General features: G+C 58.6%; 20 protein-coding genes. 6 read left to right on the forward strand and 14 right to left on the reverse strand.

Annotated elements, in window-relative coordinates:
• Positions 1-30 precede the first annotated feature (30 nt).
• Complete coding sequence (locus GGR28_RS01910) at positions 31-1,206, forward strand: geranylgeranyl reductase family protein (protein WP_183494020.1); 1,176 nt, start codon at positions 31-33, stop codon at positions 1,204-1,206.
• Entirely contained in the window at positions 1,203-1,439 is a 237-nt protein-coding gene (locus GGR28_RS01915; protein WP_183494021.1) for a 4Fe-4S binding protein, read from the forward strand. Before GGR28_RS01910 ends, GGR28_RS01915 begins: the two co-directional genes overlap by 4 nt.
• On the opposite strand, the gene GGR28_RS01920 is transcribed toward GGR28_RS01915, so the two are convergent.
• From GGR28_RS01920 to GGR28_RS01940, 5 genes are read right to left on the reverse strand one after another with little or no spacing between them, the layout of a single operon-like run.
• The gene (locus tag GGR28_RS01920) at positions 1,384-2,427 is read right to left on the reverse strand and encodes a threonine aldolase family protein (protein ID WP_183494022.1); all 1,044 of its coding nucleotides are present in this window, start codon (positions 2,425-2,427) and stop codon (positions 1,384-1,386) included. The genes GGR28_RS01915 and GGR28_RS01920 overlap by 56 nt on opposite strands.
• A gap of 2 nt (positions 2,428-2,429) precedes the next feature.
• Positions 2,430-3,665 carry an NAD(P)-dependent oxidoreductase gene (locus GGR28_RS01925; RefSeq protein WP_183494023.1) on the reverse strand — a complete coding sequence of 412 codons (1,236 nt, stop codon included), beginning with the start codon at positions 3,663-3,665 and terminating at the stop codon, positions 2,430-2,432.
• Positions 3,662-4,420, reverse strand: a complete 759-nt coding sequence (locus tag GGR28_RS01930) for a phosphatase PAP2 family protein (RefSeq protein WP_183494024.1) — start codon at positions 4,418-4,420, stop codon at positions 3,662-3,664. Before GGR28_RS01930 ends, GGR28_RS01925 begins: the two co-directional genes overlap by 4 nt.
• Positions 4,421-4,437: 17 nt before the next feature.
• A complete protein-coding gene (locus GGR28_RS01935) occupies positions 4,438-6,147 on the reverse strand; it encodes an LptF/LptG family permease (protein WP_183494025.1) in 1,710 nt (569 codons plus the stop codon).
• A 53-nt stretch (positions 6,148-6,200) separates the two neighbouring features.
• Positions 6,201-6,524: a hypothetical protein gene (locus GGR28_RS01940; RefSeq protein WP_183494026.1), complete on the reverse strand. Its 324-nt coding sequence runs from the start codon at positions 6,522-6,524 to the stop codon at positions 6,201-6,203.
• A gap of 171 nt (positions 6,525-6,695) precedes the next feature.
• Here GGR28_RS01940 and lysA point away from each other — a divergent pair, with 171 nt between their 5' ends.
• Positions 6,696-7,949: a diaminopimelate decarboxylase gene (lysA, locus tag GGR28_RS01945; protein ID WP_183494027.1), complete on the forward strand. Its 1,254-nt coding sequence runs from the start codon at positions 6,696-6,698 to the stop codon at positions 7,947-7,949.
• A gap of 4 nt (positions 7,950-7,953) precedes the next feature.
• A complete protein-coding gene (locus GGR28_RS01950; RefSeq protein WP_183494028.1) occupies positions 7,954-8,751 on the forward strand; it encodes an MOSC domain-containing protein in 798 nt (265 codons plus the stop codon).
• On the opposite strand, the gene GGR28_RS01955 is transcribed toward GGR28_RS01950, so the two are convergent.
• The 6 genes from GGR28_RS01955 to GGR28_RS01980 form a co-directional block, all read right to left on the reverse strand.
• The gene (locus GGR28_RS01955) at positions 8,744-9,991 is read right to left on the reverse strand and encodes a tetratricopeptide repeat protein (protein ID WP_183494029.1); all 1,248 of its coding nucleotides are present in this window, start codon (positions 9,989-9,991) and stop codon (positions 8,744-8,746) included. The genes GGR28_RS01950 and GGR28_RS01955 overlap by 8 nt on opposite strands.
• A 106-nt stretch (positions 9,992-10,097) precedes the next feature.
• Positions 10,098-12,170, reverse strand: a complete 2,073-nt coding sequence (locus GGR28_RS01960; protein ID WP_183494030.1) for a T9SS type A sorting domain-containing protein — start codon at positions 12,168-12,170, stop codon at positions 10,098-10,100.
• A 66-nt stretch (positions 12,171-12,236) separates the two neighbouring features.
• The gene (locus GGR28_RS01965; RefSeq protein ID WP_246416184.1) at positions 12,237-13,925 is read right to left on the reverse strand and encodes a DUF4331 domain-containing protein; all 1,689 of its coding nucleotides are present in this window, start codon (positions 13,923-13,925) and stop codon (positions 12,237-12,239) included.
• Between the two features lie 244 nt (positions 13,926-14,169).
• A complete protein-coding gene (locus tag GGR28_RS01970) occupies positions 14,170-14,910 on the reverse strand; it encodes a copper homeostasis protein CutC (protein ID WP_183494032.1) in 741 nt (246 codons plus the stop codon).
• Positions 14,911-14,913: 3 nt separating this feature from the next.
• Complete coding sequence (locus GGR28_RS01975; protein WP_183494033.1) at positions 14,914-15,897, reverse strand: N(4)-(beta-N-acetylglucosaminyl)-L-asparaginase; 984 nt, start codon at positions 15,895-15,897, stop codon at positions 14,914-14,916.
• Positions 15,894-16,880, reverse strand: coding sequence for an agmatine deiminase family protein (locus GGR28_RS01980; RefSeq protein ID WP_183494034.1), 987 nt, complete (start codon positions 16,878-16,880; stop codon positions 15,894-15,896). Before GGR28_RS01980 ends, GGR28_RS01975 begins: the two co-directional genes overlap by 4 nt.
• Positions 16,881-16,922: 42 nt before the next feature.
• Here GGR28_RS01980 and GGR28_RS01985 point away from each other — a divergent pair, with 42 nt between their 5' ends.
• Entirely contained in the window at positions 16,923-17,708 is a 786-nt protein-coding gene (locus GGR28_RS01985; protein WP_183494035.1) for an SUMF1/EgtB/PvdO family nonheme iron enzyme, read from the forward strand.
• A 401-nt stretch (positions 17,709-18,109) separates the two neighbouring features.
• Here the strand turns inward: GGR28_RS01985 and pbpC are convergent, their stop codons facing one another.
• Positions 18,110-20,356 carry a penicillin-binding protein 1C gene (gene pbpC, locus GGR28_RS01990; RefSeq protein ID WP_319936689.1) on the reverse strand — a complete coding sequence of 749 codons (2,247 nt, stop codon included), beginning with the start codon at positions 20,354-20,356 and terminating at the stop codon, positions 18,110-18,112.
• Positions 20,357-20,492: 136 nt separating this feature from the next.
• Between pbpC and GGR28_RS01995 the strand changes: the two genes are divergently transcribed.
• Positions 20,493-21,752, forward strand: coding sequence for a putative DNA modification/repair radical SAM protein (locus GGR28_RS01995; RefSeq protein ID WP_183494036.1), 1,260 nt, complete (start codon positions 20,493-20,495; stop codon positions 21,750-21,752).
• 88 nt (positions 21,753-21,840) lie between these two features.
• On the opposite strand, the gene GGR28_RS02000 is transcribed toward GGR28_RS01995, so the two are convergent.
• Positions 21,841-23,172 carry a tetratricopeptide repeat protein gene (locus GGR28_RS02000; protein ID WP_183494037.1) on the reverse strand — a complete coding sequence of 444 codons (1,332 nt, stop codon included), beginning with the start codon at positions 23,170-23,172 and terminating at the stop codon, positions 21,841-21,843.
• 190 nt (positions 23,173-23,362) lie between these two features.
• Positions 23,363-25,927: a DNA gyrase subunit A gene (gyrA, locus tag GGR28_RS02005; RefSeq protein ID WP_183494038.1), complete on the reverse strand. Its 2,565-nt coding sequence runs from the start codon at positions 25,925-25,927 to the stop codon at positions 23,363-23,365.
• Positions 25,928-25,970 lie beyond the last annotated feature (43 nt).

The following is a 25,970-nucleotide window of genomic DNA, read 5'->3' on the forward strand; positions in this document are numbered from 1 at the left end:
TGGGGGTTTGGAGGTAGACAATTCCGCTAGATGCCCCAAACTGACTACGATCTGATCATCATCGGTGCCGGCCCCGCCGGCTCGACCACCGCCCGCTTCGCCGCTACCGCCGGCCTAAAGGTGCTGATGGTCGACAAGCGCCAGGAATTGGGCGCACCGATCCAGTGCTCCGGTGCCATCAGCGGACACGGCTTGGCATCAGCCGGAATCGACGCGGATCCCGAATTCATCCACGAGGCCATTTATGGGTTTGCCATCTACGACGAGCACGGGAACCGCAAGGTTCACGACTACCGCCAACTGAAGGCAGACGAGTACGGACCCCAAGCCGGAAAGAAGCCGCTCGGTTACGTGGTCGATCGCCGTCGCTTTGATCGCTACCTCATGACGCAGGCCGAACGGGCCGGGGTAGACGTCTGGCTAAAGACGGAGGGACTCGGCTACCGACCCCAGGAGGACGGGACGTGTACCGTCTCTCTACGCAGGTACAACGAAGCCATTCACCTGCGCACCAGGGTAATTGTGGGAGCCGACGGACTACAGTCACAGGTCGGCAAGTGGGCGGGATTACAGACCCACATCAAGATCACCGAACTGGCGGGCTGTCTTCAATTCATCGTGGACGGGGTCGAAACTGAAGGTCTGCTGGAGATCGTGACGGGCCACGAATGGGCGCCCGGCGGCTATGCCTGGGTATTTCCTAAGGGCCACGGTTACGCCGAGATCGGACTGGGCGTCATTGCAACGATGACCGATAAACCCGCCCGCTGGCACCTCGACAAGTTCATCAAACGGAGCTTCTTTCGGGACCGCTTCGCCAATTGCCGCATCCTGGAGGTGCAGGGTGGGGGAGTGCCCCTGGCAGCACCCCTACGTACCCAGTACGCCGACAATATGATTCTGGTGGGGGATGCCGCACGGCACGTCAATCCGATCACGGGCGGCGGACTGCACACCGCCATCTCGGGGGGCAAGATCGCGGCGGACTTCCTGGTCGGCCACCTCGGTGACGGCCTTCCCGTACAGGGTGGTGCGCTGGAAGCCTACCAACTGGCCTGGCTGGCCGAACTGGGGGATAAGATGTGGAAGCTGTACGGAATTAAGACGGACATTTTCCACAACATGAACATTGGAGAACGCGATCGCTTACTCTACGCGACGATGTCGGACTACTTTAGCCCTACCTCCGAATTCAAAAAGATATGAGCAAGCTACAACCCGTTCTATTCAACATCGGCTGGAACGCCTGCATCAACTGCGGTGCCTGCGTGGCCATCTGTCCACAAGAAGCGGGTTTCGTGAGTCCCTTCGATACCATTGCCGTTGACCGGCCCTGCGACATTGCCTGTCTGCTGTGCGAACAGATCTGCCCGGTAGAAACCATCACCCACGTGCCGGTGGAGCGGTTGAACGGCTCAGCCGTTGCAGTCGATCGATAACAAAATCGATCTGCTCCTCCGAAACCCCCAGGTGCGTGGTGAAGCGCACGGTCCGGGGTCCGAAGGGAGTTGCCAAAACCCCTTCCGCGCGTAACGCTTCGAGGAATTCAGCGGCGCTCCGGTCCTTTAGGTCGAATAAACAAATGTTGGTCTGGGTTTCCGCTACTCGCGCTACGAAGGGCAGCTGGGTGAGCGCCGCGGCGAGCCGTCGGGCCCGTGCGTTGTCTTCGGCCAGTCGATCGATGTGGTGACGCAGGGCATACAATCCGGCGGCGGCCAGGTAACCCGCCTGACGCATGCCACCGCCGAAGACCTTGCGGTACCTCCGCGCCTCGGCGATCATAGCGGTATCGCCCATTAAGAGACTGCCGACCGGGGCACCCAATCCTTTGCTCAGGCAGAGGGATACGGTATCGAAAAGCTGCCCCCACTGGCGGGGATCCTCGCCCGTTTCCACCAGGGCGTTGAAGAGGCGGGCTCCGTCGAGATGGACGGCCAACTGGTGGCTACGGGCTTCCCGCACGATCTCGGTGGCTTCGGCAATGGTATAGATGCTTCCGCCGCCCTTGTTGCAGGTGTTCTCGATGACCAACAATCGGGAGCGGGGCAGCCAGTCGTATTCCGGTTTGACGGCAGCGCTTACCTGTCCGGGCAGGATCTTGCCCCGTTCGCCGTGGATGAGGTTCATGCTTACGCTCGACAACAGGCTGTATACCCCTCCCTCGTACTGATATACGTGGCTCTTTTCCTCACAGATGACTTCATCGAGCGCGCGGGTGTGGCACTTGATCGCCAGTTGATTGGTCATCGTGCCGGAGGGACAGAAGAGTGCCGCTTCCATGCCGAACAGATCGGCGGCGGTGGCTTCCAGCTCATTGACGGTGGGATCCTGGCGGAATACATCATCACCTACCGCAGCGGAGAACATCGCCTCCAGCATTCCCGGAGTGGGTTGGGTAGCCGTGTCGGAAATCAGGTTTACGACCATGATCAGCGGGTTGACATGAGCATACCGGCGGCAAAGTCCTTCAGGTACTTAAATTCCTCTCCCAATTGCCCGTAGTGGGTGATGGTGGCCCGCCGGAGAATCTCGCTCTCCGTCCGGTCAAACTCCGGCAGAATGCGCTCGATCAAAATTTTGCCGAAGGCCTTGCTGGCGTCGCGCGGCAATTCGCTGGGGAGGTTATCGATCGACATGACGTCAATGCTTCCATCCCGGTAAGGCTCGGTTTCGGCGCGGGTTGCCGGATCGTAGCCGAACACCGGATCGGCGATCGTGGAAGCCTTTAGGGTAGAGGGCACGCTAGCTGCCGGAGCGATGTCGCAGGTGACGTCGGCAATGGTGCGGATACGGAAGGCAGGCTCGAGCATTGCCTCGGCGGTGAAGAACGCGGGTGCCTTACCATCCCAGAAGATGCCATTGACGAAAATATCCGCCCGCTCGGTGTAGGGGGCGAAGGCCGATTTGTACTCTTCGCTGTGGGCGTAGAAGTGCTTACGCTTAACGGCCTTGCCGCTCGGGTGGCTGACGTAGCGCTCCACGGGCAATTGGGTAAAGACGGCACCGGTCGTCCCTCCCAAAAATTCGTCGGGGGTGACACGGGTAAGCCCGGCATCCGTGAGGACCCGCGCTGCTCCTGCGCCTACCCGCCCGGTTCCCGTCAGGACGACGCGCAGCGTAGCGGGTAGTTCCAGTTTGGCGTACACTTCCTTGGCCACGGAGTAATCGTACAGATCCCGGAGCCGGGGAAGGCTGTAAGCGCCCGTACGGTTGCCGTACGCCCAGAGTCCGTTGTGCGCACCTACCATTCCGGCCCAGTACCCGAAGGCAATGAGTCGCTTGCCCTGCTCGTCGGTCAGGTATTCGTAGTCGACGTGGGTGATCTTTTTGTCCAGCAGTGCACGCAGCAGGGCCTGATTGTAGGGCTGGAACTTTGCCACGTGGGCGAAGTTGCAGTAGGTCTTTTCCGGAATGAGCCGGTCGATGGGGACCTCCTTGATGCCGAGCAGCAACTGGCGGTCGCTGATGTCTTCCTGCAAAGGGACATTCAGGGCACGGTATTCCTCGTCGGTAAAGCAGCGGTGGGGACTGGGTTGTACGACAATGTCATAACCGGCCTGGATCAGTTTGGCTACCTGCTTCGGGGAAAGGGGAGCGCGGGCGTCGGTGGGCTGCTTCTCTTCCCGGATGACGGCGATAGTGGGGGTGTGGGGAGTGGGGGTCATGATGTTTGGTCGGGGGTGACGGCTTCCTTAACCGGGGGTAGTTCCTTTCTGTTTGACCACCACAGGCCATCGTTCAACAGTTTATTCTCCGGGAAGATTTTCCACTGTAGGAAGAACATGGCGATTGCAATAATTAAACCCAGGAACGCCCCGGCGGTGACGTCCCGCAGGAAGTGGTACAGCAGGTACATCCGGCTGAAGGCTACCTCGGCGGCCAGGAGAAAACAAACGACGCTTATGGCAATTTTGGGCCGCCGGATATTGAAGCACACGAAGCTGTACAGCGCAAAGGCGGAAGCGGAATGGCCGCTGGGAAAACTCGAGTAGCCCCAGTTGCGCATCGGCTCGTCAAACAGGTTCAGGTTGTGCCAGGTCTCCTCGAAGTTGTCGAAAAAGTACCGCATCGGACGCGCTTGGGCGAAGTAGATCTTTAACAGTCCCGTGATCACCCCGACGGCGGCTCCCGTCAAAACGGCGAAAATGGCGGTACGTACTCGGTAGGTAAGGAGAATTAGGAGTACCACGATGTACGCAATGGGCTCTCCCAACTGTGTGCCGACGATAAAAATGCGGTCGTAAAGGGGGGTGCGAAATTGGTTGATGGCAATGAGCTCGTCGCCCTGCTGATTGGTAACCACCAAATAGAGGAAAGCCAGCAACAGCAGAAGTACTCCGATGAGGAAAAATCGATTGGCCCGTACGAAGGTGCGTAGTCGTAGACTCGGCGGGGTGAAATGGCGGCGGGTGAACGGCATGGCGCGAAGGTAGCCAATTACGGTTTGCTCACCGCCCGGCGCAGGGCCGCAACCCGTTTGCTGTCGCGCGCCCGGCGATATGCCTGGGTCATGCGGTCGGTATCCACCAGCTTGGCATCGTTCATGGCGCTCAGGGTGATCCACAGGCTAACGGGGAAGAGGATCAGGCAGGGCATCCACCCGGCGAATACGCCATCGACTACGAAACTCTCCGCCAGCTTCCGGCACAGAATGGTCAGGATGATGAAGATGACGAAGAAAATGATGCTCACCAGAATGGGATAGCCGAACCCGCCCTTCCGTACAATGGCCCCCATCGGAGCACCGATGAAGATGAAAATGATGCACACGACAGCCATGCTGTACTTCATGTGCATGTCGTAGACGTGCTTGACCATCGACTCCTGAATGCCCGGCAGCAGCCGGGCGGCGGATTGTGCCTGCCCGGTCACCGACCGAATACTCGAGCGGGCCCGATTGTATATTCTGACGCGGTCGTCGGGATCTACTTTGTCGAGCATGGCCGCAATGCCAGGCCAGGGAGCCGCGCCCACCACCAATTCGTGGCTCAACGCATTTGCGTACGCCGTACTGTCGCGCCTGGAGACCCCGTGACGGGGCTGAACCGTTTCGGTAACTGCAAGCGCCGCGGTGTCGGCAATCCCGTCCGCACCGATGGCGGAGGTGTCGCCCGTATCTACAGCTATACTATCTGCTATGCTATCGTTCCGGATGCTGGCGTCCTGTATGGAGTCGACCATCCGCATTCTGTCTATATCGCCCTGGCTCATGTTGTTAAACTGCTCGCGGTAGCGGACGGTATCCCGCGGCAGCTGGGGCAGGTAGGCCAGCAGGTGATTGCTCAGGGCCTGTTTGCGAATGGCAATGTCCGTGGCGATGGAGTCTACCCCCTCGCGCAATTGCCAGGAGGAGAGCATACTGCGATTGGTTGAAAAAAGGGACGCGGCGTGCTGCCGTAATTGGAACTCGCTGAGGTCGAAGATCTTGGTGTAGCTTCGGAAACTGGTCCGCATGAAGGGCGTACTCCGACCACTCGAGCCCCCCGGCCGCTGCTCCACGTACTGGTGGCCGTCAAACAGACGCATGACGAAAAACCTTCCCCCGTCGGCGGAGAACATCTCGCCGCGGTCGGCTACGATCTCGGACAGTTCGCCGACGTTAGCCTTGGTGTGATCGTAGATGAGCACGTTGTCGATGTCGCGTCCGTTGTCGCTGCGCCCTCCCAGGCGGATGGTAAATTGATTGAAATCTTCGTTGAATACCCCCGGCTCCATATTGAGCGTCGGTTTTTTCTGCTGGATGTCGTACATCCGGGCACCGAATTGGAGGTTAGCGGCCGGAATGATGTAATCGGAGCAAGCGTAAGAAATAACCGCGCTGATGATGCCAAACACGATCAGGGTGCGCATCACCCGCAGCAGTGAGACGCCGGCACTCTTAAAGCTCGAAAGTTCGTAGTGTTCGGCCAGGTTGCCGAGTACCATCACCGACGAGATCAACAGGGCGAGCGGCAGGGCCAGGGGAACCAGGCCGACGCACTTGTAGGCCAGCAATTCCATGATCATAAAGAAGCTGAGGCCCTTACCCGCAATATCGTCGAGGTAAAGCCAGAGGATCTGCATGAGCAGCACGAACAGGGCTATGCCGAACGTCACGATGAACGGACCGACAAAGGATTTAGCCAACAGTTTATCCAGCTGCGTCATCAGGCATATAGACGCCCGGGCCCCTGCGATTGTTGCCCCCCCATCAGAGCGGCCTATTCGTCCTTTTTTATGTCCTTGCGCAACTCGTGAAATTCCTCGTCGCTGGGTACGTGACCGGTATCGTGCATGTTTTCCGCAGTCCGCTCGGCCTCCTCCTTGGTCATCCCCTGGTCGCGGTGGCCGTCGATCCCCTCCTGGTTGATGTTGTAGCTGCTGTCGTTTACGACCTCCTGGTAGGGGTCGTTCTTCCCTAGCTCCCGGGCTCGTTGCGTGTTCTGGGCCTTCTTAGTGGCCCAAAAAACGATGCCCAAGACGATGAGGGCACCCAGCATATACCAGAGGTCATCGGAAAAACCAGACTGTAAGTACATCGACATAGCTTTTTCTTTACTTAACCTCTCGGTAAGTATCGTATGTTCGTTGGGCGGGCGCGCGGGAGCAACGTATTAGACAGAATAGCGAGGTAATTTGGCCGCCACCCGGGGTAAATTACAGCGGAGTTAAACTTTCGCCTACGATAGGCTTTAGCCCTAGATAAAACAGTGTCCATGCAGTTTGTCCATAACCGCTACCAGATCGGTGGTGTTGATGCCCTCCGTATCGTCGAGCAGTACGGTGCGCCCGTTTACGTGTACGATGCCGATCGGATGAAACGGCAGTACGCCCGCATCAAGGACGCTTTCTCCGGGGTTCCCCGGCTGCGCATCAACTACGCCTGCAAAGCCCTGACAAACCTGAACGTACTCCGGCTTTTCCGACAGCTGGGCAGCGGACTGGATACCGTTTCCATGCAGGAACTCGATCTCGGGCTTATGGCCGGCTTCGATCCCCACGATATTCTCTTCACGCCCAATTGCGTCAGCCTCGAGGAGGTAAATGAGGCGGTGTCGAAGGGCGTCCGGATCAACATCGACAACATCTCCATCCTGGAGCAATTCGGCGATCAGCACCGCGGCGTGCCCGTATGCATTCGGCTTAATCCCCACATCATGGCCGGGGGCAACAGCAAGATTAGCGTCGGCCACATCGACTCCAAGTTCGGCATCAGTATCCACCAGGTACCCCACGTGCTCAAGGTGATAAGTGCCCTGGACCTTAAAGTGGAAGGGCTGCACATGCACACCGGATCCGATATCCTCGACGCCCAGGTGTTTCTACAGGGGGTCGAAATTTTGCTACGTGCCGCGGCCGACTTTCCCGACCTCGACTACCTCGATTTCGGTTCCGGCTTCAAGGTGCCCTATAAGGAAGGGGGCATTGCGACGGACATCGAGGACCTGGGCGAACGTCTGAGCACCCGCTTCAATGAGTTTTGTGCCGAGTACGGTCGTGAGTTGGAACTGATGTTCGAACCGGGCAAATTCCTGGTCAGCGAGGCCGGCACCTTTTTGGTGCGTACCAACGTGGTCAAGACTACCCCCGCTACGGTGTTCGCCGGCGTGGACAGCGGGCTGAATCACCTGATCCGCCCCATGTTCTACGATGCCTACCACCACATTACGAACGTCAGCAACCCGCGGGGAAAGCCGCGCATCTATACCGTGGTGGGATACATCTGTGAAACGGATACCTTCGGAATCAATCGCCAGCTAAACGAAGTCAGGGAGGGCGACATTCTCGCGATGGACAATGCCGGCGCCTACTGCTACATGATGGCTAGCAACTACAATAGCCGCTACCGCCCCGCCGAAGTCATGGTTATCGATGGAGAAGCCCACCTCATTCGTCGCCGGGAGACCATGGAGGACCTGCTCGGCACCCAGGTGGAACTGCCCCAGTTGAAGGGTGCCGTAGAAGCTTAGCCGGATGCGCGTCGCTGCCATCTACCGCTATCCCGTCAAGAGCCTCGGCGGAGAATCCCTCAACCAGGCCGATCTCGCCGAGCGGGGATTGGTCGATGACCGCCGGTGGATGATCGTCGACGCCTCGGGCCAGTTCATCAGTCAACGCACCCATCCGCACCTCGCCCGCTTTGGTGCGCGCGTAAGCGGTGATCGTGGACTACACATCTACCGGATAGCTGACAACCGACTGTTGGTCGACCTGCCCGATGCCCGACCTAAGGGACCGCAGACGAAGCGGGTCACCGTGTGGGACGACTCCCTCGACGCACCCGTCATCGACTCGCCGGAACTTGCAAATGAGCTGGGCATACCGGGAATACGACTGGCGTACATGCACGATGGTGTCGAAAGGACGATCGATCCGCGCTACGCCAAATCCGGAGAGCGGGTCAGTTTCGCCGATGGCTATCCTTACCTTTTCACCACAACGGCAAGCCTCAATATGCTTTCTCAGCGGTACGGTCGGGAACTGGACGTGCGCCGCTTTCGGCCTAGTGTAGTGATCGAGTCGGCTACGGCCTACGCGGAGGACGAATGGACTGGTCTGTGCATCGGTTCCCACTCCTTCTACCTGCCCAAGCCCTGCGCGCGGTGCGTAATGATCACCAACGATCCGGATACCGGTGAGCGGGAACCCGCCGTGCTAACTACCCTGGCCACCCATCGCAAGCGGGGCAACAAGGTGATCTTTGGGATGAATGGTATCTGGAGCGGGGGCGACGGGCCGCTACGGGTAGGCGATGAGGTGACGGTTATTTAGCCATCTCATCACGGATCCGGGCGAGTTCGGGATGTTTGGAATCCGTTATCTCCGCCTTGGTCAAATGCTCCCTGGCCTTATCGAGCTCGCCGCGTTTGAGGTAGATATCCGCCAGCATCCGGTTGACATCGATGTTGTTCGGACGATTTTCGTACTCTTTACGAATGTATTCCAGGGCTTTGTCGTAGTCCTCGAAGTGATCGCGGTATAGGGCGGCGTATTCCATATCCATGTTGTGGCCGCTGTCGACGTCGTCCTGCAGCATGGCCATTATTTCCTGCTCAATGGCTTTTCCCTCTTCTTCGCGCCCCTGTTTTTTGTACAGTTCGGCGAGTTGGATGTAGTAGCCGACTTCCGGGATGATGCCCCGCGCTTCGTTCAGCAGGCGTTCCGCTTCCGCTTCGTCGCCGGCATCCATTGCCAGTTTGGCCTGAGCGGCGATGGCGAACGGGTAGTTGGGACGCTCCCGCAGAATAGCGGCGTACTGCTGAGCGGCCTTTTCCGGTTGACCGTAGCGGTGGAAAAGCTCCCCGAGGGTCAGCCGGGCCCAGGCAGTGGATTCGAATCCGGGTGCTCCGGCAGTAACCGCTCGTTCCATCGCTTCGATGGCCCCGTCGATGTCGCCATGGATCTCACGTAGGTAGGACACGCGGCTGTAAGATCGCAGGTCGGGGCGGATTTCGTTCATCTTGTCCGCCGCGGCCACGGCTTCCTCGTAGTTGCCCAGTTCGACGTTAGCGTCTACCACGGCCCCGTAGACTTGCGCGTTGTAGGGGTTGATGCTAACGGCCTGTTTGGCAGTAGCCAGGGCGTCTTTAAATTCGTGCTGAGACAGTTGTACGCCAGCTTTAGTCGAGAGCGCGTCGAATTCCAGGTTGGGATCCTTGGGACCCTGGTGGTTCAGTTCAATGGCCTCATTCACCATTTGCAGGGCGGCGGGGTAGTAGTGGCCGTGCTCCCCGGTCACCCGGGCTTCGTTGACGAATATCTTGGCCAGCGTGATTCGGGGCTCGATGGCCTCGGGGTCTTCGAGCCGCAGTTTGCTGCTCATTTGCATGTAACCGCTCTGGGTTTGGTCCCACTCCATGGCGTTTTGCAGCGCCTCCGGGCGTTTGAGCAGTTCTGGGATGTTGACATTGCCTTCTTCCGCTTCGGAGGTCGACTGTCCATCTCCTTCACAGGCATTCAGGAACAAGGCAACCGTAAAGAGGAGCAGTACTTGTATTTTCGTAGTAAACATATAGATAAAATTGACCGGTCTAAGCGATCGGTTAGAACGTAATGAAAAGCGTGGTACCCCGATCGAAATCGAAGTACCACGCTAAGTTAATCAGGTTGGTCGAAGGTTAGTACGACTTGACCATCCGGATCGTCTGCAGTACGCGACCCGATCCACCGGTTACTACCGCAAAGTAGATGCCCTGGGGAAGGTCACTTACCTCTACCGGCACCAGGTGCTCACCACTGGGGAAGGTGCGGTGGGCAAGATTAGCCAGGCGGCGGCCACTCAGATCGTAGAGATCGATGTTAACGGCAGCGGCGTCGCGCACCCGTAGCTTGATCGTCGTCTGATTCTGGAAGGGGTTCGGGAAGTTGACGCCCACTACGTTCGGAGCATTGATACCCATGCCGTCGGTGGCAAAGAAGTCGTTGCTGGAGTTCGGACGAATAGCGCCGCTACATTCTCCCTGTCCGCTGTGGGGCAGTGCCAGGAAGGGGAAGGTATCGCGGAAGGGCAGGTCGTTCTCTTCCACACCGGTGGTGTAGGAGAGTACCGACAGCAGGTCTTCCGTTACCGGACTGTCGCTGTCTTCGAGGTCGTAGTCGTCGTAGAAAAGACCTACGGCAGCCAGTACGACACCCGAGACGGCCTGCAGTTCGATGCGGGTTACATCGTCCTCAAGGCGCCGTCCGTTGGGGAATCCGTCCATGTTGGGGATGAATTCCAGATCGGTGCTGGTGTTGTAGGGTGCGGCGGTCAGACCGAGTACGGCAGCCTGTACGAGGCCCAGTGAGCTGAAGGCTTCGTCGTCGCGGGGAGTGACGGGAACGGCCATGTTGAGCCGCAGCATGTCACCGCCGTTGGGCAGGAAGTTGTTGATGAATGGCTTACCGGCGGAAAGTGGGTTCCCCTTGTCCTTGCCCGTGGCAAGTTGGTAGGGAGCCAGGTTAGGCACACCGGTGTGGAAGATGGGCCAGAGGTCCACCGACCGGGGCTTGGCCGCACCGGGAAGCAGCAGCGTGCCAAACACATCATCGTCAAGGGCGGTTCCGTCGAGGGCGGCATTGCCCTTTAGGATAAACAATCCATCGGCGCCGTTCGTGAAGTCAACATTGCCTAGGGCAGTTTGGCTGGCCTCCTGAATACGTAATGGCGCGAATGCGGGCACGGCACCTCCGAACAGATCATCGTCCATGTAAAGGGCGAGTTCGGGATTGTAGAAGTACTGGTCGAGGGTGGTGTCGGCCAGTTCCATGTGCGGGGTGATGGCGTTCCAGTAGTCCTTCATTCCGACGGGAATGACGGCCTCGTTGGTCAGCGGCATGCCCAGGCGCGAAACCTGAACGTACTCGTTGTTCTGAATTTCTGGCTTCGAACCGTCGTCCTGTAGCACGCGGATCTTCGGCCGGCTGGCCGAGGCCCACACGCCGATGATGAAGTTTTCGTCCAGGATATTGGCGGGAGCATCGGGGGCACCGGTCCGCTTAAGGTCGTCGATCGGAATATTCAGTACCAGTGCATTGGTGTTGAAGCACGCCAGACCGTCGACGGGGTCACCGTCCTGACGGGGTGCATCACCCAGGTCGAAAATACCGCCGAGGTCGACGAAGAAGGGATCGTCCACCGGTCCGGCAAAAATCTGCATGCCGCCATCAAGGGTCACCACGGTGCTGTCGGAATAGCTGGCGTAGCTCTTCTTATTGAGTCCTACCATGGATTCGATCGAGCGGGGTCCGATATTGGGTGCGGGCACCACGCCGTCAGTAACGAGGCGCGTAGCCGCTCCACTGCGGTCGATGCGGTCGAGGTTGTAGGTGGTCTTCAGGTTTTCCTTACCCAGGCGGATGTTGAAGAAGGTCGTAGGATCTTCGTTCTTCCGCGTAAAGGTGAAGCGGTAGATCAGTTCGTCGCCCGACGTCGCCGCGTTGTTATCGACGTGAATTTCGTACCGGATGTTCTCGCCGAAGTGGTACCAATTCGGGCCGCCGTGGGGCAGCTGCATCGGAATGTAGGTGGCGATGAGGGTGATCATGTCCGGATTGTCCGGAGACCGAAAGGCGTAAACGTCGACGTTGTCCGCCAGCGGATCGTCCGCAATAAGGGGTGCTTCTCGGTGGGAGGAGGCGAAGAGTGCCGATCCCATCATCACCGCCAGCAGCAGCAGGACCGCACTTTTAGTTGGTTGATATAATTGCATATTATTTATGATGTGCCCCGACCATAGCGGTCGGGGCGGTCAGTTAAAGGGTTACGGACAAGCCTACTAGTCGGCGAAGTTGGTGTGATCCACTTCGGTTCCACGCCAGGGCATTGCCACGTAGGGGAATACGCTCCGGAAAGATTTGTCGTTTGACTCCACCTCGGTGGTGTAGCCGAGCACGTTGATCAGGTCTTCCGTGACGGGACTTTCCGAAGTCTCCGGATCGTAATCGTCGTACCAGAGACCGATGGCGGCCAGAACGACACCGGAAACGGCCTGCAGTTCAATGCGGGTTACGTCGTCCTCGAGCCGGCGTCCGTTGGGGAAGCCGTCCATGTTGGGGATCATCTGAATGTCGGTGCTGGCGTAAGCGGGATCGGTCAGACCGAGGACCGCTGCCTGTACCAGACCGAGCGAGCTGAAGTTGTCGCTGTTGCGCGGCGTTGGCGGTACGGCCATGTTGAGGCGCAGCATATCGCCACCGTTGGGCAGGAAGTTGTTGATGAACGGCTTGCCGGCGGCGAGGGGGTCACCATCCTTTCCGGTTGCGAGCTGGTAGGGACGCACGTTAGGAACGCCGGTGTGGAAGATCGGCCAGAGGTCGACGGAGCGTGGCATACCTGCACCGGGGAGAAGCAGCGTGCCGAAGACAGCGTCGTCGAGGGCGGTGCCGGCTACGGCATCGGAACCCTTCAGGCCAAACAATCCGTCAGCGCCGTTGGTAAAGTCAAAGGCACCGAGGCTGTTGCGCTGAATCCGCAGCGGCATAAAGGCCGGAACCGCATTTGCGAACGCGGCGGTATCCATGTAGAGAGCGAGTTCGGGGTTGTAGAAGTACTTGTCGAGCACCGTGTCGTCCAGCTCCTGGTAGGGAGTAATGGCGTTCCAGTAGTCCTTCATTCCGATGGGAATGACGGCTTCGTTGGTCAGGGGCATACCGAGACGGGATACCTGAACGTAGTCACCCGAATCTTGAATCGTGTCGCCGCTGACGAGGGTACGTATTGCGGGGCGGCTGGCCGAGGCCCACACGCCAATCACGAAGTTGCCATCCAGGATGTTCTCCGCCTTGGCGGGCGCACCCGTCTTCAGCAGGGTACTGATGGGGATCTTAAGGGCCAGGGTGTGCACGTTGAACTGGGCTAGTCCGTCGCGGCTGGGCTGGTCTCCCTGGCGTGGGCTGTCTCCAAGGTCGAAGATGCCACCGAGGTCTACGAAGAAGGGATCGTCGGCGGGGCCGGCAAATACCATCTCGCCGGAGGTTGCTTCCGTGATGGCGTTCTCCCAAATCTCCATGTAGGTAGAATTGAGACCAACTTCGCTTTCAATGGAGCGGGGTCCGATGTTGTAGGCTGGCACCACGCCTTCCTCCACAATAGTTTGGAAGCTTACACCGCCGTCGATGCTTCTTTCCAGTTTGTAGGTGGCTTTAATGTTTTCCTTTCCGAGGCGGATGTTGAAGAACGTAGTGGGGTCCTCGTTCATCCGGGTGAAAGTGAACCGGTAGGTCAATTCGTCACCGACCACCGATGCGTCGTTGTCGATGTGGATTTCGTAGCGGATGTCTTCGCCGAAAGTGTAATAATTGGGGCCGCCCTGGGGCAACTGCATGGGGATGTAGTTTGCCAGAATGGTGACCGTATTCGGGTCGTCGGGACTGACAAAGGCGTAGACGTCGGTATTGTCCGCAAGAGGATCGTCGGCAATCAGCGGCGCTTCCCGGTGAGAGGAGGCGTCGGCCGAATGGCTCATAACGATTATTAGTGCGAGACAACCCAAACAGCGTAGTAAAAGCTTATTCATAAATGCTGTGTTTGGATGAAGAAAGTAGTGACGGGCGAGTGATGGTCCCTCCCAGTATCACTTACGGCAGACGTAAGCGATTGGGATTTGTTCGCTGGTACAAATCTTCATAGAACGCAAACATTTGCGAAAAAACCGCGCAATTTGAGATATGATCACCTTATCTGGGGGGCGAACGCAAAATTTTGTGCGCTTAATTACCTACGGCACGGAGGTATTTTCTGACCTCTTCCGCACACGTGACCTGACGCTCGTATTCGGGTAATCCGGGAATACCCATGTACACCGCTTTGTTGCGGAACTTCATGTTGCTCTCCCGGTTGGCAAAGGCCGTCGCGTGAAACTCACTCGCTCCCGTCTGATCGATTACGCTGGCTACGTTTTCCGGCGTTATCCCACAACCGGGCAGGATACCGATACGGCCCTCCGCCCGGGCAATCAATTCTCGTAAGCGGGGGATCCCTTCAGGCACCGTGGCGGCCTGACCGGAAGTAAGGATCCGGTCCACCCCCAAATCCGCCAGCTGTTCCAGAGCGGTAAACGGGTCGCGGCATACGTCGAATGCCCGGTGAAAGGTTGTTCGCAGGGGGCCGGCCGCCCGTTTCATTCGCTGCACCTGCGTCCCCGCCACCTTCCCGTCGGTGGTCAGCATACCGAACACCACCCCGGAGACACCGAGGTCGCGGCACCGCAGGATATCGTCCTCCATGAGGGCTAGCTCCCGCATGCTGTAGTCAAAGTCCCCACCGCGGGGGCGGATCATGACCATTACCTCCGTATCCAGCTCGGCACAGGCGGCGATGGTAGCGATACTCGGCGTGATGCCTCCCTCCACCAAGGCCGCGCACAGCTCGACCCGCTGGGCTCCGCCGGCCATGGCCGCTACTACATCGTCAACGCCCTGCAGGCAGACCTCAAAAATTACGTCGGGCATTGCTTATAATTTGCTGTCGGGAACGACCAGTTGGTTGCCGCCGTCGGGGGTGTAAACGGCGTAATCGAAATCCGGATGAATGCAGTACCCTCCGGTGTTGCCCTGCTTATCGAGGGCAATGAAGCCTACCTGGATCTCCCGGTAATCGGGATTTTTCTCGATGACGCGCTCGACGGCAAGCCGGCACGCTTCCGTGGGGGAATGCCCCTGACGCATGAGCTCTACCACCAGAAAGCTGCCGCAGGCGCGGATGACGGCCTCCCCCCAGCCGGTGGCGGTGGCGGCTCCTACCTGATCGTCCGCGTAGAGTCCCGCGCCGATAAGGGGAGAATCACCCACCCGTCCGTGGTATTTATAGGCGGCCCCACTGGTGGTGCAGGCGGCGGCAATGTTGCCGTTCTTGTCGAGCGTCAGCAGACCGATGGTGTCGTGATTTTCGACGTTGATCGGGGGGCGGTAGTCCGGGTTGTTTTTCTTCCATTCCTCCCAGTCCAGTCGGCTTGCATCGATGAGTAGCTCAGTCGGTTCAAATCCCTGACTGATAGCAAACTGCCGGGCACCGTCTCCAACAATCATTACGTGGGGGGTATCCTCCATTACCCGTCGGGCTACGGAGATTGGGTGCAGAATATCCTCCAACGCGGCCACGCTTCCGCAGTCGCCTCCGCCGTCCATGATTGCGGCATCGAGGGTTACAATACCGTCCCGGTCCGGCCGGCCTCCCAGGCCCACCGTACGTACTTCCGGATCGGCTTCGGTAATCCGTACTCCCGCTTCGGCGGCGTCCAGGGCGGAACCGCCGGCGTCCAGAATTTTCCAGGCCGCATCGTTGGCGGCCAGTCCGTGCCGCCAGGTAGAGATCACGACGGGGCGGACCGCTTCAGTGGCCGGAGGATTATCCTGCGCCTGACAGGAGGAGGTGGCGGTTACCGCCGCCAGGGTAGCGGGCGTCCGTTTGAGAAAGGTGCGTCGGGAGTGCGGGCTCATAGGTTCCAGTTGGGTATTTGCATGGTAAGGCAGTGGAGGGCGCCGTGCTGTTCTACAAAGGGTTGGCAGTCGACCGGGACGATGGCGTAGGAGGATTCACGTTCCAGTACCGCGACCGCTTCGTCGTCCGCCGGCACGCCGTAAGTGGGTAAGAACAGGGTGCCGTTGCTAATGAGAAAATTCGCGTAAGAGGCCGGCAGTCGGTGACCGTCGATGCGGCTGTTTATGGTGCCCGTCCAGGGTAGTTCCACCAGCCGGTAATCGGCCAGTTTCTCGTGAATTTCCGTGCGCATGGCTACAAAATCCGAATACTGTTCATCATCCGGTGGGGGAGGGCCCACGTAGGCAACCGTGCCTTCATCCAGGAAGCGTGCCACGGTATCGATGTGGGCGTCGGTATCGTCGCCGATGAGTTCGCCGTGTTCCAGCCAGATGATGCGCGTTGCGCCCAGCGTATCGATCAGCAGTCGTTCCGCTTCCTGTCGGTCGGTAAATTCGTTGCGGCCCCCCGACAGCAGACAGCGGGTGGTGGTCAGGATGGTTCCGCGGCCGTCCGATTCGATCGAGCCACCCTCCAATACTTCCTTCACTCTTCGGTAAGCAGCGTCGGGAAACAGCCGCCGTTGAATTTTTTCGGGGAGCTGATTGTCCCGCCGCGCATCGAACTTACCCCCCCAGCCATTGAAGGTGAAGTCGAGGAGCAGCGGGCCGTCGTCAAATACTGTGATGGGACCAGAATCCCTGATCCAGCTATCGTCTGTCGGCAATTCGAGGATGCTTCCCCGGTACTGGGGGGCAAAGCGGGCAAAATGCTCGGTATCGCTGACGATCAGGGTGACCGGGCACGCTTCGTGTATGCGGTTTGCCGCTTCGACCATGGCCAGGGAGGCGGCATCGAGCACTTCCCCCCAGTCTCCGCCACGGCGCGGAAAACAGAGCAAAACAGTCTGTTGGCTTTCCCACTCTGCGGGCAGTCTTCTCATCTATCTGCGTACTTTTGGGGTCAATATCGTTTTAATTATCCTATGTCGATCGCAAAGTTGATTTTTTTGGGCGGGCTCGCGGGTGCCGTGTTTTGCTGTGAAAGCCCGGCCGATCGGGTAGCCACCCCGGAATCTGAGCCGCCAACCGCCGGCATGGTGTGGATCGAAAGTCCGGATGGTGGTTTCTGGATGGACGAGACCGAAGTCACCACCGCCCAGTTTGCGGAGTTTATTGCGGCTACGGGCTACCGTACCGAAGCGGACAGCTTTGGCTGGTCGGGGGTTTTCTCCAAGGAGGAGCAAGCCTGGTTACCGGTCGACAGCGCCAATTGGAAGTACCCCCTGGGTCCCGACGCCGCTCCCGCGCTTCCCGCCCAACCCGTCACTCAGGTAAGCTACCGCGACGCAACGGCCTACGCCCGCTGGGCGGGCAAGCAACTTCCTACTGAAGAAGAATGGATGCAGGCGGCCACCCAGGGCGGAAAGCACACGGCGTTTCCCTGGGGCAGCGAAATGCTACCCGACGGGGAATACCTGGGCAACTGGTGGCAGGGTCCCTTCCCCTACGCCGATGAGGTAAGCGACGGTTTTCCTGGCATAGCGGAGGTCAGGCAATTCCCACCCGCCGAGAACGGTCTCTACGACATCTCGGGCAACGTGTGGGAGTGGACGGCTACCGAGCGAACGGCCACTAAGGAATCGGTCATCAAGGGTGGTTCCTTTCTGTGCAGTACGAGCTACTGCACCGGCTTCGACCTTCAGCAGAAGCAGTTCACGGCGAAAGATAGCGGTCTGAATCACCTGGGATTTCGGTGCATCGCTAAATAAAAAGAACGGCTCCCAATTCGGAGAGCCGTTCATCAAATAGCTTAAAGTCGATCATGCCACAATAGAAGCCGGTGCGTGGAAGATGTCGGAGGAAGTATGGTCGCTGTGCCTCTTTACCTTTCCCTTGCCCGGGTCGTTGACACAAATCTACCGTACGGTGTGCCGGATAAAAATGCCATATGTTGTCCGTACTGCTATGGCTAATTGCAACGGGGCAGTACTCATCAAACGGCGGTTCAAAATTATTTAGCGAAATTTTGCTAAGCCCCCAATTTGTACCCTTCATTCGCTTGTGGCCCGCGCTTTATTCTGGATTTGAGGTGCCCGCTACCACGAATTTTGCCATACCTAGCGTGAGGAGTGTGGTCCGAAAAACTCGAGTCTTAGTGTAATTTTAACACTTACCTCACCCTATACGACCGAATTAGTCGATTTCCGTACCCATCCACCAGGGTCAGTTGGTGCTCGCCGGGGGAGAGACTTGCGGAAAAGTGGTGGTACGTCCGGGTAGAAGTTTGGTACTCTCCGTCCAGGTGCCAGTAGACCACGGCGTCTGGATCGTGGTGAGCCACCTCAAAGTGCAGCGGTTGCAGTTCGCCCTCCCAGTTTTTGGTTTGGCTGAGGTTGCCGCTGCCGTCGGGATACACCACCTGCATCACCGGCTCGGACGGACCGGATGATTCACACCCCGGCTGCCACGGGGGAAGGGTGCGGTATTCGGCATGCTTGCGGCGATAAAAATGCGCCTGCAGGGGAGGAAGCAGTAAGTAGGGTAGGGTAACTGCCTGTGGATCGCAGGAGAGGGTGGTGCGGTACGTTTGATCCATCGTTACGGTAACGGGCCGGTGACGCGGACAGATACCAGCACGTTCCGCCCGCAGCGGCGCCCATACGGTTCGTTGCGGGCAATCGCGTCCCGACAAGTATCCCGTGATCCGGCAGACCGTTGTGGGCGCAAGGTCATCGTAGGGCCGTTCGAACCACCGGGGGGAAGCGGTATCGTAGCTTTCGAGTATCCTCAACACCCGAAAGAGCACGGGGGCGGCGGCCTTCACACCGACCAGGCCCGGCCGTCCTTCCCCGTCGGCGTTACCGGCCCACACAGTTACGGTATAGGCAGGAGTGCACCCTACCGCCCAGGCATCCCGAAGACCAAAGCTGGTGCCCGTCTTCCAGGCTACGGGGCGCTCGCTTTCAAATTGCTGGTAGGCACCGGTTTCGTCCGGTCGGTTGAGTTCCCGGAGGGCTTCGAGGACGCTGTAGGCCGCACCGGCGCTCATTCCCCCGAAGGTCGTCGGAAGATTCTGCTGCCGGCGGGCATCGTAAAACCGCAGTTGCCGGGCCACTCCCAGGTACCAGGCGTGTATTTCTTCCATCGTGATCTCCGCTCCTCCCAGGATGAGGGACAACCCGTAGTGCCCCGGTTCCCGGGTCATCTGGGCAAAGCCAACAGTGCGAAGCGCGGTATGGAAACGGGGTACCCCGAAATCCCGCAGCAGAAACACGAAGGGGATATTGAGCGACCGCGCGAGGGCTTCGTCGGCCGGCACCGCTCCGTCGAATTCGGGATTAAAATTGGTCGGACGGAAGTTCTGGAAGGACATGGGTACGTCGGGAAGAAATTGAGTGGGAAGCAGTTCTCCGGCATCGAGTGCCAGACCGTACAGCAGTGGTTTAAGGACGCTGCCCGGGCTTCGCGGTGCGGTAATCAGGTCCACATCCGGTGCAAAGTCAGCCGCTAGTCCGGGTACATTGCCGTGGTAGGCTATTACTTCTCCCGTCGACACGTCGCTAATTAGTACCGCCAAATTATGGATGCCGTTCGCCGATAATTGCCGGTGGGCGGATTGCACGATCGTACCCACCTGTTCCTGAAGGCTGGCAATAATTTGAGTCTGGATCCTTCCGCCCCCGCCGCCCTGCGCTTGCCGGAGTCGCTGGAGCAAGTGGGGGGCTAGGCGGGGCAGTGCAAGGGGGGCGTCCGGGATGGGTTCCAGCAGGGCAAGTTCGTAAGCCTCCCGGGTCAATTTTTGGTCGAGTAGCAAGGTCCGCAACAGCTCATTTCGTTTTTGGCGGAGTGCGTGGCGGTTCCTTCCCGGATGGATCAGTCCGGGACTGTTGGGGAGCACCGCGAGCGTGGCCGCTTCGGCCCAGGAAAGATCGGCGGGACTCCGCCCGAAGTAGCGACGGCACGCGGCTTCCACGCCTACCACATTGCCACCAAATGGGGCGTTGTCCAACCAGAGGGACAAGATTTCCTCCTTGGAGTACACGGATTCCAGGCGCAGTGCGACCAGGCCCTCAATTACCTTCTGATAAAGTGACCGGTTGCGAATTCCCCTCACCATGCGTGCCACCTGCATGGTAAGAGTACTTCCTCCGCTCACTACGCTTCCGGCGCGAAGGTTGGCACGGGTAGCCCGGGCGATGGCTACCGGGTCAATTCCCAAATGCCGGTAAAACCGTCGATCCTCGAAGCTTACGATGGCCGTGCGGAGCCGCCCGTCAACCGAATCCGCCGCCGGCATACGCCACTGCCCGTCGGCGGCAATGACTGCACTGAGCAGGCGACCGTCGCGATCGAGCAATTCACTGGCCAGGGGAGCCCGGAAAAGGGGGGAGGGCAGGCAGTTTATCCACCAGATCACCCCAACGGCGACAATCGCTGCAATTAGACCCTTCTTTGACCAACAAAAAGTAAGTAATCTGCCTTTAGTGAGCACAATTTGTTGTACTTTGTAGGGTTGTACAAATGAGCGGCTCGCCGTTCCAGTCAAAGCTTATATGAACGAGAGAGTAGCCGAAAAACTTACCATTTTAGCCGATGCGGCCAAGTACGATGTTTCGTGCAGCAGCAGCGGCAGCAAACGTAAAAATACGGTAGACGGGCTCGGTAACGCCACGGGGATGGGCATCTGCCATACCTACACTCAGGATGGGCGCTGCGTGTCCCTGCTGAAGATCCTACTGACCAACCACTGCATCTTCGATTGCGCCTACTGTGTAAGTCGGCGCAGCAACGACGTCAAGCGGGCCGCCTTTACGGTAGATGAAGTGGTGGACCTGACCCTTAACTTCTACCGACGCAACTACATTGAGGGGTTATTCCTTTCCTCCGGTATTTTCAAGAGTGCCGATTATACGATGGAACGCCTCGTCCGGATTGCGAAAAACCTGCGTACGGAGCACAAGTTTAACGGGTACATCCACCTGAAGGCCATCCCGGGAGCCAGCGACGAGCTCATCCACGAAGCCGGCCTCTACGCCGATCGACTGAGCGTTAACCTGGAGATGCCCAGCGAGAAAAGCCTGCGCAAGGTCGCACCGGAGAAGAACTACGCCGAGGTATATCAGCCGATGAATTTCCTTAAGGAGTCGATCACCGGGTACCGGGAGGAGAAAAAGGCGCTGATGAAAACGCCGAATTTCGCGCCCGCCGGGCAGTCTACCCAGATGGTCATCGGCGCGAGCCCGGAGTCGGATAAGGACATTCTTTCCCTCGCCGCTACCCTGTACCAAGATCAGCAACTAAAGCGGGTGTACTACAGCGGATACGTACCCATCAGCGACGACAGCCGGTTGCCTACCCTTGCCGCACCTCCCCTGCGCCGGGAAAACCGCTTGTACCAGGCCGACTGGCTGATGCGCTTCTACGGCTTCCGCGCTGATGAGATTGTCGACGAGGGGCAACCTAACCTGGATCCCGATATCGATCCGAAGTTGGCGTATGCCCTCCGCCATCCGGAACTTTTTCCCGTGGACGTTAACCGCGCTCCCTACGAGATGGTCCTGCGGATTCCGGGCATCGGCATCAAGTCGGCCCGCAAAATCATTGATGCCCGTAGGTTCCGGCCCCTGCGCCGTGAGCACCTGCGCAGGATCGGGGTGGTCTGGAAGCGCGCTCAGTATTTCCTGATTTGCGCCGACAAGGATTTCCGCCAGCTGGGATTCGATCCCCTGGCCATCCGGCAACAGGTTACCCATAGTGCAACCAAAACCGGACGGCACGCCGTGGACACCGGTCAGCTTGTCTTGTTCGGATAGCAGTTTCACCGACAGCATTAAATAGAAAAGCCCCGCTGAAGTGCATTCAGCGGGGCTTTGTCGTGCCTGGAGTAAGGCGAAGGGGGGATTACATTCCCTGTTCTGCGAAGTAAGACTTCTCGATCTTCTGTCCGTTCTGGACCTGCTCGATGCGGGTCTTCATTTCGTCAGAAGCCTCGTAGTTGTCGCGGCGGGCGAAGATCTCCTTCAGCGCGATCAGGGTATTGAGGTTGTTGGGGTCGGTCTTTTCCGCCTTCTGGAAGTAGGGGAATGCGATATCGAATTCGGCGTTGATCTCCTTTTCGAGTGCTTCGTACTTGGCCTGGCCTTCTTTGCTAAAGTCGTTACCGAGCTCCACCAACTGGGTGGTCATGTTCGCGGCACGGTTGAAGTAAAGAGCGCCGAGGCTGTAGATCAGGGAAGCATTCTCACCATCGATTTGCAATCCGGCCTCGTAGTTCTTCTTGGCCTCCTCGAAGTAGGTTTTTGCCTTCTCGGGGTCTTCATCGCGGGTAGACTGGTAGAGCTGGTCGTACACCGATCCGAGGGTAGCGTAGAGGCTAACATTTTCGGGCTCGGCCGAGATAGCTTCCTCGAGCTTGGAGGTCAGCACGTCCAGTTTGTTTTGGGCCAGGTAGTAGTTGATCTCGGTGAAGAGCAGCTGGGTTTCGTCGGGAAACTTCTCGCGGCCTTCCTGGAGGTACTTGCCGGCGGTTTCCATGTCGTCCTTACCGCTGTAGACCTTGTAGAGGCCGTCGTAGAGTCCTACGTCGCTGTAACCGGAATCGTAGAGGGCAACGAACAGGGGCTCGGCGGAGTCGTAGTCTTCGTTGAGTACGGCGGAGAGGGCGGCATAGTACCGCTCGTCGTTCAGTTTGGCTTCGTCTTCGGCGAAAGCACTGGTACCGCCGTTGTCCATCAGGAACTTGTGGACCTCCACGCTGGTGTTAAAGGCTTCGAAGCTGTTGTCGTAGGACTTGTCCTGGATGGCGTAGATGCCTTCGTTGGAGATGTTGCCCTGCAGGGCTTCCAGTCCCTTGAGGGCAGCTTTCTGACCGGACTTTTTGTCGGCAAGATTGTAGGCCTTCATGTAGAACTTGGCGGCCTGGGAAGCGGCACGGCCTACGATCGGAGCGATCGGCTCGTTGTTGGCCAGGGTGCGGTCGGTGACGTACTGGGTGATGGCCGCGGCGTAGATGTCGGCGGCTTCGAGGTATGATTTGTAGTCGCTCTGAACGGTAGGATCCTCCAGGGCGACCTGAATGGCGTCGACGGCTTCCTGGAGCTTTACGACGTCCTTGCTGGTAGTGAAGTTGTCGTAAGCCTTAGAAGCTTCTTTCAGCTTGTCTTCGCCGCTCTGTGCGAAAGCTGCGGAGATAGCGAAGAGCGCGATGACGGCGCTAAGCATAAAATTACGCATGGCAATAGTGGTTGGTTTCTGAATAATATGTGTGCCTCCGAAAGTCAGTTGATTTGTGTGGAGGGTACTTGCAAAACGTGCATAGGGGCGCAAGTATCGTTAACGCCTTCCTAAAGTTACGGCAACAACCATTCTCTAATGGTGTTCGTCGTGCGATATAATCGGCTGACCCGTTGAGAATAGCCGGTGGCTACTCTTCCTCGGCAACGATGCTTTCTTCGTCGATACTCACCACGGCCACGTCGGCAATGGCGTCGTCGGCTTCCAGTTTGATGAGGCGTACCCCCTGAGTGGACCGACCCATAACGCGCAGGGCTTCCATGGAGGTCCGGATCAGAATGCCGGAGCGGTTCGTGATCATCAGGTCGTCGTCGTCGCTGACCGCCTTAATGGTCACCAGTTCCCCGGTTTTCTTGGTAATCTTCATCGTCGATACGCCCTTACCGCCACGGTTGGTGATGCGGTATTCGGACCATTCGGAGCGCTTGCCCATTCCCTTCTCACTGACGACCAGGATGGATTTGTCGGCATCGAGGTCGTGGTCGATGGTGACCATTCCGACTACCGCGTCCTCCGCACCGTTGAGCGTAATGCCCCGGACACCGGCGGCATTGCGACCCATGTTGCGCACCTTCTCCTCTTCAAAGTGAATGGCCTGCCCCTTGCGGGTAGCCAGGAAAACGTGGCTGTTGCCGGTGGTAAGGCGCGCTTCGAGCAGCTCGTCGCCTTCGTTGATGGTGATGGCGTTGACCCCGTTGGTGCGGGGACGGCTGTATTCCTCCAGGCTGGTCTTCTTGACCTGTCCCTTCCGGGTGGCAAAGATGACGGAGTGCTGGGCGAGAAATTCCGCGTCGGTCAGGTCGGCTACGCTGATGTACGCCCGCACGTTGTCCTCCTTGGGCATCGCGAGAATGTTCTGCAGTACCCGTCCGCCGCTGTTCTTGCCCGCCTCCGGTATTTCGTAGATGCGCAACCAGTAGCACCTGCCCTGTTCGGTAAAGAGCAGGAGGTAGTTGTGGTTGCTCGCGATGAAGATGTGCTCGATGAAGTCGGCATCGCGGGTCTTGGATCCCCGGCTGCCGCGGCCACCGCGACTCTGGGCCCGGTACTCCGATACCAGCGTACGCTTGATGTACCCGAGATGGGAGATGGTCACTACGACGTCCTCATCGGCGATCATGTCCGTAATGGAAATGTCGGAGGTATCCAGGCTGATTTCGGACCGCCGCTCGTCGCCGAAGCGGGCGCGCACGTCCTGCAGTTCTTCCTTGATGATGTCCCGCTGAAGTTCCTCGCTTTCGAGAATCTCCCGCAGTCGGTCGATCAGGGCACGAATCTCCGCGTACTCGTCGCGGATCTTGTCGATCTCGAGTCCCGTCAGTTTTTGCAGGCGCATGTCGAGGATGGCCCGGGCCTGCTCCTCGCTCATAACGTTCCCGTCGGCAACCACCAGTTCGTCGGTCTGCACTTCGCGAACCAGTTCGCCAAATTTATTCCAGAACGCGGCCTTGTCTTCGATGAAGTCGCCCGCCATCAGCCCGTTCTTGGCGTCTTCCGGATTGGCACTGGCGCGAATGAGCCGGATCACCTCGTCGAGGTAGTCCAGCGAAATCAGCAGCCCGATCAGAATGTGGGCGCGGGCCAGGGCCTTATTCAATTCGAAACGCGTGCGGCGCTGAATCACTTCCAGGCGGAAGGCTACGAACTCCTCGATCAGGTCCTGGAGGTTCAGCGTCATGGGGCGGCCGCCGACCAGCGCCACGTTGTTCACGCCGTAGCTCGACTGCAGGGGGGTATACTTGTACAGGTAGCTCAGCACGATCGAAGCCATGGCGTCGCGCTTGACCTCAATGACGATGCGCAGACCGTCCCGGTCGGACTCATCCCGTACCGCGCTTACTCCCGTGATCTTGCCGTCGTTGACCAGCTCGGCGATCTTGGCGACCAGGGTAGCCTTGTTGACCTGATAGGGGATCTCGCTGATGATGATCGTTTCGCGGTCGTTGCTGTCGACCTTGATGTCGGCCCGGCCCCGTACCACCACCCGGCCGCGGCCGGTGCGGAAAGCCTCCCGTACGCCGTCCATGCCGTAGATGATGCCGCCGGTGGGGAAGTCCGGTGCCTTGACGAACTCCATAAGCTCGTCGATGGTGATGTCCGGATTATCGATCATGGCGATGATGCCGTCCACCACCTCATTGAGGTTGTGGGGTAGCATGTTCGTTGCCATACCGACCGCGATTCCGGATGCTCCATTGACGAGCAGGTTGGGAATGCGGGTGGGCATTACCGTGGGTTCCTTCAGCGTATCGTCGAAGTTGAGCTGGTAGTCAACCGTGTCTTTGTCCAGGTCCCCGAGAATGCTATCGGAGATGCGCTGCAGGCGGGCTTCCGTGTAGCGCATGGCCGCCGGGCTGTCGCCGTCCATCGATCCGAAGTTTCCTTGTCCGTCCACGAGGGGGTAGCGCAGCGACCAATCCTGGGCCATACGCACCATCGTGTCGTACACCGACGAATCGCCGTGGGGGTGGTACTTACCGAGTACTTCGCCGACGATACGGGCTGATTTCTTGTGGGAACCCCGGTAGCTCAGTCCGAGCTCCGACATGCCGAAGAGGACGCGACGGTGGACCGGTTTGAGGCCGTCCCGCACATCGGGCAGGGCCCGGCTTACGATGACCGACATCGAATAATCGATGTACGCCGATTTCATCTGGTCTTCAATATTGACCGGAATGATTCTTTGATTTGGCATTGAAAATGGTTGTTTTAGCTTCGCCGCGGGCCGCGGCGCGGGG

This window comes from Neolewinella aquimaris, assembly GCF_014197245.1.
GTDB classification, from domain to species: domain Bacteria; phylum Bacteroidota; class Bacteroidia; order Chitinophagales; family Saprospiraceae; genus Neolewinella; species Neolewinella aquimaris.